This window comes from Streptomyces sp. NPDC001728 (assembly GCF_040297565.1).
GTDB lineage: Bacteria > Actinomycetota > Actinomycetes > Streptomycetales > Streptomycetaceae > Streptomyces.
The window spans coordinates 213,401-224,631 of record NZ_JBEOZK010000002.1; the positions used below are offsets into that span (position 1 = coordinate 213,401).

Genomic DNA, 11,231 nt, shown 5'->3' on the forward strand with positions numbered 1-11,231 from the left:
TTCCGTCAACAGAGGGAGGATAGCCACCAGGACGCGTCGGGGCGGTGACAGCCCGTCGTCAGGTCGCGTCGGAGTCGTACGGCGGACGCTCGGTGGTGTCCGGCTTGTCCCGCTTCTTGAGGAGGTCCGGGGTGCCGCCGGCGGCCGGGACGGCACCCGCGGAACCGTTGACCGGAGCGCCGTTGACCGGGGTGCCGGTGACGGCCGACGGCTGCGGTTCGCGGCCGTGGACCGCGTCGGCGACCTCGTTCATCTCCTTCTTGAGGTCGAAGCTGCCGCGCAGCTCCTTGAGTTCCTTGAGGTCCTCGTTCTGCTCCAGCTGCTTGCGCAGGAACGTCTTGGGGTTCAGGTCCTCGAACTCGAAGTCCTTGAAGTCCGGTCCGAGCTCGCTGCGGATGTCCTCCTTCGCGCTGTCCGAGAAGTCACGGACCTTCCTGATGAAGCGCGAGACGTCCTGGATCACCTTCGGGAGCTTGTCCGGCCCGAAGACGAGCACGGCGAGGACCACGAGCGTCACCAGCTCGAGTGCGCCTATGTCGCTGAACACCTTGTAGCTCCTTCACGCCGGTCCAGGGCCCGGTCCACGGTACCCGCCGAAACTGCCGCGCGGGTACCTTCCGGTGGCCGCCACATGGCACTCAGGTGCCCTGCGAGGAGCCGAGGGTCAACGTCTTTGTCAGCTCTTTGCCGTTGCGGGTCAGGGTGAGTTCCAGCTTGTCGCCGGGGCGGTGGGCGCGGATCTTCACGATCAGCTCCTCGCCGTTGTGCACGCGCTGGCCGTCGACCTTGGTGATGACGTCCCCGGGCCGGAGTCCGGCCTGGGCGGCCGGGCCGCCGGGCGTGACGGAGGCGGAGCCGTCCTTGCCCTTCTCGCCGACGCGGGCGCCGTCGCCGTTGAACTGCATGTCGAGGCTCACACCGATGACGGGGTGGCGGGCCTTGCCGGTGTTGATGAGCTCCTCGGCGACGCGCTTGCCCTGGTTGATCGGTATCGCGAAGCCGAGGCCGATGGAGCCGGGCTGGCTGGCGCCCGCGCCCTCGCCCTCGCCGGAACCTCCGGCGGCGCGGATCGCGCTGTTGATGCCGACGACCCGGGCCTTGGAGTCGAGCAGCGGACCGCCGGAGTTGCCGGGGTTGATGGGGGCGTCGGTCTGGAGCGCGTCGACATAGCTGATGTCGGTGCCGTCGCCCTTCTCGCCGCCCGCCGTGATCGGCCGCTCCTTGGCGCTGATGATGCCGGAGGTGACCGTGTTGGAGAGGTCGAAGGGGGCGCCGATGGCGACGACCGGGTCGCCGACGCGGACGTTGTCGGAGTTGCCGAGCGGCAGCGGCTTGAGGCCGGAGACCCCGGTGACCTGGACGACGGCCAGGTCGTAGCCGGTGTCCTTGCCGATGAGCTTGGCGCGGGCGCTCTCGCCGCTGGAGAAGGTCACCGTGATGTCCTCGGAGGACGCGGCGCCGTCGACGACGTGGTTGTTGGTGAGGATGTGGCCCTTGGTGTCCAGGACGAAGCCGGTGCCGGTGCCGGAGGAGCCGTTGCCCTTGACGTGCAGGGTGACCACACCGGGCAGCGCGCTGGCGGCGATCCCGGCCACGCTGTCGGGGGCCCGGCCGATGTCCTCGGCGTCGGCCTGCGGCAGTTCGACGGTGGTGATCCCGCCGTTCCGCTCGACGTAGGCGCCGATGCCGCCGCCGATGACTCCGGTGACGAGCGCGAACACGAGCGCTCCGGCGACGGCGAGCCCCTTGCGGGACTTCTTGGCGGGCGCGGGCGCGGGAGGAAGCGCGGCCCCGCCGGCCCCCCAGGGGTCGTACTGCACCCAGGGCGCGCCACCGGCGGGCGCGTGGGCCTGCGGGTGGCCCTGCGGGTGGGTGTGCGCCCCCTGGAGGGGCTGCGGCGGTACGGGGGGCACATGGGCCTGCTGCGGCGGTACGGGCGCCGGCGGGCGCTGTACGGGCGGTGCGGGCGCCCACGGCCCCGGCTCGCCGTAGGGCGGCGTCCGGTACTCGTCGGGCGCGTGCAGCGGCTGCGGGGCGCCCCGCGCGGGGGCGGGGGCCTCCGCTGACGGGGTCTCGGGTGCCGGGGCGGTGTCCGCGGGGGCGTGGGCCGTGTCCGGGGCGGCGGGGGCCACGGGAGTCCCCTCCGCCGGGGCGGCGGTGGACGCGGCCGGCTCGCCCTTGGTGAGGAGCACGGTCGGCTCGGGCGCCGGCGCGACGGCCGGGGCCGGGGCCGGGGCCGGCGAGTCCGTCACGTCCGTGCCGCCCGTGTCCCCGGCCGGCGGCTGGGGCGCGGGCAGCGGAAAGTCGCCGTCGCCGTCAGCGGTGCCGGCCCCCGGGCCGGTGACGTCGTCGGCCGGAGGCGGCGAGGGTATGCGCGCCGCCTCCGGTGTGCTCGAAGGCCGGCTCCACCAGTTCGGCTTCCCGTTGTTCATGCTCTCCCCGCAACCGCTGGCCCGTCCGCGCCCCTGGGTCGGGCGCCGGTGTCCCTGGATTCAACCAGGTCGCGGGTCAGCGGTGGGAGCCGAGCGGCCCGCTCGTCGGACTCGCCGCCGGACTCGGCCCGGGGGCGAAGGCCAGCTGGAGCGCCGGACCCGTCGGCCGTATGAACGGCGACAGGGCGAAGAACGACTGCGGGACCGGGTCCTGGAGCCGTACGGCCGTCATCGGTGTCGCGGGGGAACGCATCGCGTCCAGCGGCACCGCGCCCGCCGGGACCGTGCCCTGACCGGCCGTCGACACCGGGCCGTGCGGCAGCCCGGCGGGCACCGCCGAGAACGGCGGGTCCCCCGCGACCGGCTGTCCGGCCCCGACCGACTGGGCGCCGGACCGGTCGCCGGAGCGCGTGCCCCGGGAGACGGCCGTGCCCGAGCCGGGACCCGCGGCGGTGGCGCGCAGCGGGGTGACCGCGCTGCCCGTGCCCTGGCCGCCGCGCGCGCTCGCGCTCACCGAGGCCTCCAGCGGCAGGGTGCCGCCGAGGGCGATGGCCGCGAAGGAGACCGCGCTGGCCGCCGCGAAGGCGAACCGGCGCCCGCGGCCGGAGCCGCCGGACACCCGGTCGCCGACCTCGTGGATACGGAAGCCGGTGTGCGGGGCGTGCGGGGTGACGACCGCGGCGGTGGCGAAGCCGTCGGTCTTCAGTCCGCCGGCGCCGAGGAGTTCTTCGAGGGGCCCCCTCGGTCCTCCGGGGCCGCCGGAGCGTCCGGGACCACCGGGTCCGCCCGGTTCGCCAGGACCCCCGGGCAACCCCTGGAGGCGCGCGAGGAACCCTTCGGAGGGCGGCGGGGGCGCCGCGGAGGCGAAGACGCTCTTGAGGCTGCGCTGTGCGTCGGCCTCCGCCTTGCAGCGGGCGCAGGTCGCCAGGTGGGCGAGGACCCGCTCGCGGGCGTCATGTCCGAGTTCGCCGTCGACGAGCGCGGCCAGCCGGTCCCCGAGGTGGTGTTCCGCGGGGGTCGGCGACGAGGAACGCGATCCGCTCACGCTGTCCCTGCCTCCCATCCCACGGAGGCGAGGGCACGCTCCGCCCGTGCCTCGGGCGAGCGGTGCTTGAGCGCCTTGCGCAGGTGCGAGCGACCGCGGTGGATCCGGCTGCGGACGGTGCCGAGCTTCACGCCGAGGGTCGCGGCGATCTCCTCGTACGACAGTCCTTCGATGTCGCAGAGGACGACCGCGGCGCGGAACTCGGGCGCGAGGGTGTCGAGCGCCTGCTGCACGTCGGCGTCGAAGTGGGTGTCGTTGAACACCTGCTGCGGCGACGGCTCGCGGCTGGGCAGCCGCTCGGCGGCGTCGTCGGCGAGCGCGTCGAAGCGGATGCGCTGCTTGCGGCGGACCATGTCGAGGAAGAGGTTGGTGGTGATGCGGTGCAGCCAGCCCTCGAAGGTGCCCGGCGTGTAGGTCGACAGCGAGCGGAAGACGCGGACGAAGACCTCTTGGGTCAGATCCTCGGCGTCGTGCTGGTTGCCGGTGAGGCGGTACGCGAGCCGGTAGACCCGGCCACTGTGCGTGCTGACGATCTCCTCCCAGCTGGGAGGGGTCCACGCCTGCGATTCCGCATCCGATGCGAAGGTCGCGGTGGTGGGAGCGGAGTCGGTGGAGCGGAAACGGTCAGCTGTGTCGGTCACGGATTTCGGCTCACCCGCCGACCTGAGAAGACGCCGAAGCACTCCTCCCCGATCCACAGGCGCAGCCGCACCTCCCCTGTCGGCTCTGGTGGTGTCCAGTGGAGCCCCTACCATAGCCACCTCGCCCGTTAGCTCCGGATAAGAATCTTTACGCGAATTTGGAACCGGGTCGCCCGGCTGCCTCCTGTCGCGTCCTTCCCCTGGTGAACGCCCGGTCCCATCTGCGGGTTCCCGCTCACAGCGGATACAGTCACCGTTGCGTCAACTACGGGGACAGGAGAGGGCCATTACCGCCAACCGGCAGACGAGCTGGTCGTTCGCCGACGCCTTTGTCGCCGAGGACGATGCTCTGCGCTGGGCCCGGGAGCGGGCCAGGGAGGCAGGGCTGCCCTCGGTGTCCCCCGGCACCGGTGGCGCGCTGCGCCTGCTCGCCGCGACGGCGGACGCCAAGGCGGTGGCCGAGATCGGAACCGGCACGGGCGTGTCGGGCATCTATCTGCTGCTCGGGATGCGGCCGGACGGCGTCCTGACCACGGTGGACCTCCAGCCGGAGCGGCAGCAGCTCGCCAAGACGGCGTTCCGGGCGGCGGGCTTCGCCGGCAACCGGGCCCGCTTCATCCCCGGCCGTGCCCTGGACGTACTGCCCCGGCTCGCGGACGGCGGCTACGACCTCGTGTTCTGCGACGGCGACCGGCTGGAGTACCTGGACTACCTCGCTGAATCGTTGCGCCTGCTGCGACCGGGAGGCCTGGTCTGCTTCGAGGGCGTCTTCGCGGACGGCCGCACGGTCGACTCGGCGTCCCAGCCGCCCGAGGTCCAGCGGATCCGCGAACTGCTCCGCGCGGTGCGCGAGAGCCACGAGCTCGTCCCCTCCCTGCTGCCGGTCGGCGACGGCCTGCTCTGCGCGGTCCGCCGGGGCTGAGACGCCCGCGGCACCCCCGTGGGACCGGACTTCCCGGCCCCGGCAGCCCCGTGGCACCGGCCTCCCCGGCTTCCGTGACCCCGTCGTACCGGGCGTCCCGGCCCCCGTAGCCCAGCGCCGAAGTTCCCCGCGCGCCCACCCCGAGTCCCCCCGTCCCCGGGCACACCACTGCCCCGGTACGGGCAGGCCGTACCGGGGCAGTGGTCAGGATGTCGAGGAGAGTCGGGTCAGCCGACGACCTTCTTCAGGGCGTCGCCCAGCGCCTCGGCCTCGCCCGGGGTCAGCTCGACGACAAGCCGACCGCCGCCTTCGAGCGGAACGCGCATGACGATGCCCCGCCCCTCCTTGGTCACCTCGAGCGGGCCGTCACCCGTCCGCGGCTTCATGGCCGCCATGCTTGTTCCCCTTCCTGAAACCAGCTCTTTGTCAGCCGGGCAGCTCCATGATGTGGAGCACGCGTCACCGGCTTCGAACACATTGCTTCCAGGTCATTATCCCGCATGGCAGGACCCGATGACCAACATCGATTGGCATCGCTTCCGCAACGCGCTCCCGCAAAACCCCACATTTCGGCGGTCCGCCTGCGATACTTCGCCGCTCGGCGTCCGCCGGGAGCCCCCAATTCTTTGACGCACCTCACATGGGCGGTGCGGGTGATGTCCGCCATGCTGGGCTGGTCAACCACGCGAAGAGGCGAAGGGATCACGATGGCCGACACGGTTCTGTACGAGGTGAGCGACGGACTCGCCACCATCACGCTCAACCGCCCCGAGGCCATGAACGCCATGAACGTGGCGACCAAGGTGGCCCTCCGGGACGCGGTGGAGACCGCCGCGACGGACCCCGCCGTACGGGCGGTGCTGCTCACCGCGGCCGGCGACCGGGCGTTCTGCGTGGGCCAGGACCTGAAGGAGCACGTGGGGCTGCTCATGGCGGACCAGGAGTCCGGCACCAGCGAGACCATGAACACGGTCCGCGACCACTACAACCCGATCACCACGGCCCTCGCGGGCATGGCGAAGCCGGTGGTGGCGGGCGTGAACGGCGTCGCGGCGGGGGCCGGCTTCGGCTTCGCGCTCGCGGCGGACTTCCGCGTGGTCGCGGAGACCGCCTCGTTCAACACCGCGTTCGCGGGCGTGGCGCTCACCGCCGACTCGGGCGTGTCCTGGACGCTGCCCCGGCTGATCGGCGCGAGCCGGGCGTCCGACCTGCTGCTCTTCCCGCGCACGATCAGCGCGCGGGAGGCGTACGAGCTGGGCATCGCGAACCGCCTGGTCCCGGCCGCGGACCTCGCCGCCGAGGCCGAGGAGGTGGCGCGGAAGCTGGCGGCCGGCCCGACGGTGGCGTACGCGGCCCTGAAGGAGTCCCTCGCCTTCGGCGCCGGCCACTCGCTCACCGAGGCGCTGGAGAAGGAGGAGGAGCTCCAGACCCGGGCGGGCGCCTCCGAGGACCACACGATCGCGGTCCGCGCCTTCGTCGCCAAGGAGAAGCCCACGTACCTGGGCCGCTGAGCCCGGCGGGAACCCGTTCGTACGGGTGGTGGGCGGGTCTATAGGATCCGCTCACCATTCGTACGCACATACCTGGGGGGTTCCGTGCGTCCTTCTCCTTCCGCGCGCCTTCTTCGCGGCGCACTCACGACGGGCCTGGCCCTCGGCCTCTCCGCCACCGCGCTGTCCTCGCCGGCACTGGCGACCGACGGCTGGGACCGGTGTCCCGACAACGCCGTGTGCGGCTTCAGCAAGCCGCTCTACCAGGGCGACATGATCGTGATCCGGAAACCGATGCTGTCGCTCGGCTCCTGGGACAACCGCATCCGGTCGTACGTCGTCAAGCTGCACGGGTACAGCAGCGCGATCTGCCTGCACCCCGAGCCGGGGCTCAACCCGGAGGGTGCGACCCACTCCTACTACTCGGAGTCCCTCGACGAGAGCACGCATCCCGAGCTGGACCGGGCGGTCAGCTCCGTCGACGTCGGCCCCGACGCGGACGACTTCTGCGGGGACGAGGGCCGCTACCCGTCCATCTACGACCTGGTGAAACGCCGGCCCGCGACGCTGCCCGCGTCGGGTGCCTTCGGCGACCTCAACCGGGACGGGTACGCCGACGTCCTCGCCCGCAACATGGTCGGCCAGCTGTGGGCGTCCCACGACTACACCAGCGGAACCAGCCCCCGGCTCGTCGGCGGGGGCTGGAGCACCATGACGAAGCTGGTCCGGCACGGCGACTACACCGGCGACGGCAACGAGGACGTGTACGCCCGGGACAGCTCCGGCGTCCTCTGGCTCTACCCCGGCAACGGCAGCGGCTGGTTCAAGCCCCGCGTCAAGGTCGGCGGCGGCTGGAACACCATCCGCGACCTGGCCGCCGTCGGCGACCTGACCGGCGACGGCAAGGGCGACCTGCTCGCCTCCGACGGCGCCGGCGTCCTGTGGACCTACCCGGGCAACGGGCGCGGCTGGTTCGGCGCCCGCAAGAAGGTCGGCGGCGGCTGGAAGGCGATCAACGAGCTCGTCGGCGCCGGGGACATGAACTCCGACAAGAAGGCCGACCTCGTCGCCCGTGACACGACCGGCAGGCTCTGGCTGTACCCGGGCAACGGGCGCGGCTGGTTCGGCGCCCGCAAGCTCATCGGCACCGGCGGCTGGAACGCCCTGGGCGAGCTGGCCGGTCTCGGCGACATCAACGGTGACGGCCGCGCCGACCTCGTCGCGCACACCCCCGACCCCGAAAGCCCGGAGCGGAACCGGCTCCGTGTCTACAACGGCACCGGGGACGGTCGCCTCCAGGCCCCTTGGACCCTCTCCTCGATCCGGTCCACGCACTACGCCTTCTGACCCTTTCCCGAATGGACTCCCGAGCCATGATCCGCACCCTTCGGGCCCGTCGCGCCCTGGCCGCCGCCGTCACCACGGCGGCGTCCCTCGCGACCCTCATGACCGCCGCTCCTCCGGCCGCCGCAGGTTCGGAGCGCTGCCCGTCCGGGCGGCTGTGCGTCTTCCAGTACCGCGACTTCACGGGCGCGATGAAGATCGTCACGTCCAGCCAGCCCACCCTCGGCGCCTGGGACAACACGATCTCCAGCGTCGTCAACAACTCCGCCCTGCACGCCGTGCTCAGCGTCGACACGAACTACCGGGGCAGCGACGCCCTGGTCACGGACCCGTACAACGGCGCGATCAACTTCGACGGCTCGATCATGGGCCGGCTCGACAACCGGATCAGCTCGATCCGGGTGGCGACCACATCCTGGGAGGCCAACGGCGGCGAAGCGTGGATGGACTGGTGGCCCCAGGAGAAGCGCCCCACCGGCCTCCCGGCCGCCGCGCAGTTCGGTGATCTGAACAACGACTCCAGGCCCGACCTCCTGGAGCGGGCCGACGACGGCCGCCTGTGGTACCTCCACGGCTACAGCGCACGCTGGGACGTCTCCCCCAATGCCGTGCTGATCGGCGGCGGCTGGAACGCCATGACGCAGATCGTCCGGCACGGCGACTACAACGGGGACCGCAACGAGGACGTCTTCGCCCGTGACCGGGCCGGCGTGCTCTGGCTCTACCCCGGCACCGGCAAGGCCGGATTCAAGCCCCGCGTCAAGATCGGCGGCGGCTGGAACGCCATGAAGGAGATCAAGGCCGTCGGCGACATCACCGGTGACGGCCGCCGTGACCTGGTCGCCCGGGACACCGCCGGTGTCCTGTGGACCTACCCGGGCAACGGCCGGGGCTGGTTCGGCACCCGCAAGAAGGTCGGCGGCGGCTGGAACGCCATGAACCGGCTCGTGGCACCCGGCGACATGACCGGCGACGGCAGGTCGGACCTGGTCGCCCGGGACGGCTCGCGCGCCCTCTGGCTCTACCCGGGCAACGGCCGGGGCACGTTCGGCGCCCGGGTCAGGCTGCCGTACGCCTGGCCGTCGGACGCCCCGGTGTTCTCCGTCGGCGACGTGACGGGCGACGGGGCGTCGGACCTGATGCGGCCGATCGACTGGAACCAGCTCTACATCTACGCCGGAAACGGCCGGGGCGGCCTCGCCGGCCCGCAGGCCGACATGGGCTGGGACTCCGCCGAGCGGGTCCACGTCTTCTGACCCGACGGCCCCACCGGCCCGGGACGGGCTACCGTCCGCCCCGGGCCACGCAGTCCGCCACATGGTCGTCCACCAGCCCGCAGGCCTGCATCAGGGCATAGGCCGTCGTCGGGCCGATGAAGCGGAGCCCTCGCTTCTTGAGGGCCTTCGAGAGGGCCGTGGACTCGTCGGTGACCGCCGGCACGTCGGAGACCGTACGCGGGGCGGGTCGGGCCTCCGGATCGGGGGCGTGCGACCAGATCAGCGTGTCGAGTTCGCCCGGGGACCAGCCGGCGAGCAGCTTCGCGTTGGCGAGGGTCGCGTCGATCTTGGCGCGGTTGCGGATGATGCCCTCGTCCACGAGGAGCCGTTCGCGGTCCGCGTCCCCGAACTCGGCGACCGAGGCGATCCGGAAGCCCTCGAAGGCGGTGCGGAACCCCTCGCGGCGGCGCAGGATCGTGATCCACGACAGGCCCGACTGGAAGGCCTCCAGACAGAGCCGCTCGAAGAGCGCGTCGTCGCCGTGGACCGGGCGGCCCCACTCCTCGTCGTGGTACGCCACGTAGTCCTCGGTCGACAGGCCCCAGGGGCAGCGCAGCCGCCCGTCCGGGCCGGGGACCGCCCCGCCGGCCGTCATGCCCCCTCGCCGTCCGCGTCACCGGCGGACGCGCCCGCGAGCGCCTCCTCCAGCTCGGCGATCCGGGCGTCCCGCTCGGCCAGTTCGGCGCCGAGGCGGACCAGGACGTCGTCGACGTCCACCATCCGGTAGCCGCGGAGCCCGACGGGGAGGCGGAGCGCCTCGACGTCGGCGCGGTCGACCTGCCGGCCGGCCGGGAGGGGGTCGACGAGCTGCTCGGGCGCCACCTCGGGCAGCACCTCGCCCTCGCCGCCGCCGACCACGGCCAGGGTCACCGCGGCCACGACCACGACCATCGTGATGAGCAGAAACCAGAACACCTGCGCGCCTCTCCCCTGAGTGGAAATCGTCCCGTGCCGATCGTGCCACGTGCCACCGGCGGCTAGGGTCGCAGGCGAACGGACACGAGGGAGGACAAAAGGGATGCTGCGCTTGGGACGGCGTGAATTCGGGCCGCACGAGCCGGTGATCATGGCGATCGTGAACCGGACCCCGGACTCCTTCTACGACCAGGGCGCGACCTTCCGCGACGAGCCGGCGCTCGCCCGGGTCGAACAGGCGGTGGCCGAGGGTGCGGCGATCATCGACATCGGCGGGGTGAAGGCGGGCCCCGGCGAGGAGGTGACGGCCGCGGAGGAGGCGCGGCGCACGGTCGGTTTCGTCGCCGAGGTGCGCCGGCGCCACCCCGATGTCGTGATCAGCGTGGACACCTGGCGGGCGGACGTCGGCGCGGCGGTCTGCGAGGCCGGGGCGGACGTGCTGAACGACGCGTGGGGCGGGGTGGACCCCGGGCTCGCCGAGGTGGCCGCGAAGTACGGCGCGGGGCTGGTGTGCACGCACGCGGGCGGCGCCGAGCCGCGGACCCGGCCGCACCGGGTCGCGTACGAGGACGTGATGGCGGACATCCTGCGCGTGACGGTGGGGCTCGCGGAGCGCGCGGCCTCACTGGGGGTGCGCCGGGACGCGATCATGATCGACCCGGGCCATGACTTCGGGAAGAACACCCGGCACAGCCTGGAGGCGACGCGGCGGCTCGGGGAGATGGCCGAGACGGGGTGGCCGGTGCTGGTGTCCCTGTCGAACAAGGACTTCGTCGGGGAGACGCTGGACCGGCCAGTGAAGGAGCGGGTGCTCGGGACGCTCGCCACCACGGCCGTCTCGGCGTGGCTGGGCGCCCAGGTCTACCGGGTGCACGAGGTCGCGGAGACGAAGCAGGTCCTCGACATGGTGGCGTCCATCGCGGGACACCGCCCGCCGGCGGTGGCCAGGCGCGGGCTGGCATAGGCGCCCCTCTGCCCGGGTAGTCGTGAGGCGCGCGGACGCAGCGCAGTCCGGCGCGGGCGCGGGCGCACGGACGCCCCCGTCAGGCATGGGCGCGGGCGCGCGTAGCCCCCGTCAGGCATGGGCGCGGGCGCGCGTAGCCCCCGTCAGGCATGGGCGCGGGCGCGCGTAGCCCCCGTCAGGCATGGGCGCGGGCGCGCGTAG

General features: G+C 72.8%; 12 protein-coding genes. 5 read left to right on the top strand and 7 right to left on the bottom strand.

Features of this window, described 5'->3' with window-relative positions; all coding sequences use genetic code 11:
• Positions 1-58 precede the first annotated feature (58 nt).
• From ABT154_RS03860 to sigE, 4 genes are all read right to left on the bottom strand, one after another.
• A complete protein-coding gene (locus ABT154_RS03860; protein ID WP_351852429.1) occupies positions 59-547 on the bottom strand; it encodes a sec-independent translocase in 489 nt (162 codons plus the stop codon).
• A gap of 91 nt (positions 548-638) precedes the next feature.
• Complete coding sequence (locus ABT154_RS03865; protein WP_351852431.1) at positions 639-2,432, bottom strand: S1C family serine protease; 1,794 nt, start codon at positions 2,430-2,432, stop codon at positions 639-641.
• 76 nt (positions 2,433-2,508) lie between these two features.
• Positions 2,509-3,477 carry a zf-HC2 domain-containing protein gene (locus ABT154_RS03870; RefSeq protein WP_351852433.1) on the bottom strand — a complete coding sequence of 323 codons (969 nt, stop codon included), beginning with the start codon at positions 3,475-3,477 and terminating at the stop codon, positions 2,509-2,511.
• Positions 3,474-4,232: an RNA polymerase sigma factor SigE gene (sigE, locus tag ABT154_RS03875; RefSeq protein WP_317877500.1), complete on the bottom strand. Its 759-nt coding sequence runs from the start codon at positions 4,230-4,232 to the stop codon at positions 3,474-3,476. The genes ABT154_RS03870 and sigE overlap by 4 nt, the downstream gene beginning before the upstream one ends.
• A 142-nt stretch (positions 4,233-4,374) precedes the next feature.
• Between sigE and ABT154_RS03880 the strand changes: the two genes are divergently transcribed.
• A complete protein-coding gene (locus ABT154_RS03880; RefSeq protein WP_351852436.1) occupies positions 4,375-5,040 on the top strand; it encodes an O-methyltransferase in 666 nt (221 codons plus the stop codon).
• Positions 5,041-5,267: 227 nt separating this feature from the next.
• Here ABT154_RS03880 and ABT154_RS03885 read toward each other — a convergent pair whose 3' ends face one another.
• On the bottom strand, positions 5,268-5,435 hold the full coding sequence (locus tag ABT154_RS03885) for a DUF3117 domain-containing protein (RefSeq protein WP_017239934.1): 168 nt from the start codon (positions 5,433-5,435) through the stop codon (positions 5,268-5,270).
• A gap of 312 nt (positions 5,436-5,747) precedes the next feature.
• Between ABT154_RS03885 and chcB the strand changes: the two genes are divergently transcribed.
• The 3 genes from chcB to ABT154_RS03900 all read left to right on the top strand — a co-directional run bounded on the left by chcB (position 5,748) and on the right by ABT154_RS03900 (position 9,130).
• The gene (chcB, locus tag ABT154_RS03890) at positions 5,748-6,551 is read left to right on the top strand and encodes a 2-cyclohexenylcarbonyl CoA isomerase (RefSeq protein ID WP_351852439.1); all 804 of its coding nucleotides are present in this window, start codon (positions 5,748-5,750) and stop codon (positions 6,549-6,551) included.
• An 84-nt stretch (positions 6,552-6,635) separates the two neighbouring features.
• The gene (locus tag ABT154_RS03895; protein WP_351852441.1) at positions 6,636-7,877 is read left to right on the top strand and encodes an FG-GAP-like repeat-containing protein; all 1,242 of its coding nucleotides are present in this window, start codon (positions 6,636-6,638) and stop codon (positions 7,875-7,877) included.
• An 11-nt stretch (positions 7,878-7,888) separates the two neighbouring features.
• A complete protein-coding gene (locus ABT154_RS03900) occupies positions 7,889-9,130 on the top strand; it encodes an FG-GAP-like repeat-containing protein (RefSeq protein ID WP_351852444.1) in 1,242 nt (413 codons plus the stop codon).
• A 28-nt stretch (positions 9,131-9,158) separates the two neighbouring features.
• Here ABT154_RS03900 and ABT154_RS03905 read toward each other — a convergent pair whose 3' ends face one another.
• Both ABT154_RS03905 and ABT154_RS03910 read right to left on the bottom strand, forming a co-directional pair.
• A complete protein-coding gene (locus ABT154_RS03905; protein ID WP_351852447.1) occupies positions 9,159-9,746 on the bottom strand; it encodes a DNA-3-methyladenine glycosylase I in 588 nt (195 codons plus the stop codon).
• A complete protein-coding gene (locus ABT154_RS03910) occupies positions 9,743-10,066 on the bottom strand; it encodes a hypothetical protein (RefSeq protein WP_351852450.1) in 324 nt (107 codons plus the stop codon). The genes ABT154_RS03905 and ABT154_RS03910 overlap by 4 nt, the downstream gene beginning before the upstream one ends.
• Before the next feature lie 103 nt (positions 10,067-10,169).
• On the opposite strand from ABT154_RS03910, the gene folP reads away from it, so the two are divergent.
• Positions 10,170-11,030 (top strand): dihydropteroate synthase, encoded by an 861-nt coding sequence (gene folP, locus ABT154_RS03915; protein WP_351852453.1) that lies wholly within the window; start codon positions 10,170-10,172, stop codon positions 11,028-11,030.
• Positions 11,031-11,231: the final 201 nt, after the last annotated feature.

Bases quoted from the DNA above. Each gene is read 5' to 3' on its own strand.
- ABT154_RS03865 (WP_351852431.1), bottom strand. From the start codon at position 2,432: ATGAACAACGGGAAGCCGAACTGGTGGAGCCGGCCTTCGAGCACACCG.
- ABT154_RS03905 (WP_351852447.1), bottom strand. From the start codon at position 9,746: ATGACGGCCGGCGGGGCGGTCCCCGGCCCGGACGGGCGGCTGCGCTGC.
- chcB (WP_351852439.1), top strand. From the start codon at position 5,748: ATGGCCGACACGGTTCTGTACGAGGTGAGCGACGGACTCGCCACCATC.
- folP (WP_351852453.1), top strand. From the start codon at position 10,170: ATGCTGCGCTTGGGACGGCGTGAATTCGGGCCGCACGAGCCGGTGATC.
- sigE (WP_317877500.1), bottom strand. From the start codon at position 4,232: ATGGTAGGGGCTCCACTGGACACCACCAGAGCCGACAGGGGAGGTGCG.
- ABT154_RS03885 (WP_017239934.1), bottom strand. From the start codon at position 5,435: ATGGCGGCCATGAAGCCGCGGACGGGTGACGGCCCGCTCGAGGTGACC.
- ABT154_RS03900 (WP_351852444.1), top strand. From the start codon at position 7,889: ATGGACTCCCGAGCCATGATCCGCACCCTTCGGGCCCGTCGCGCCCTG.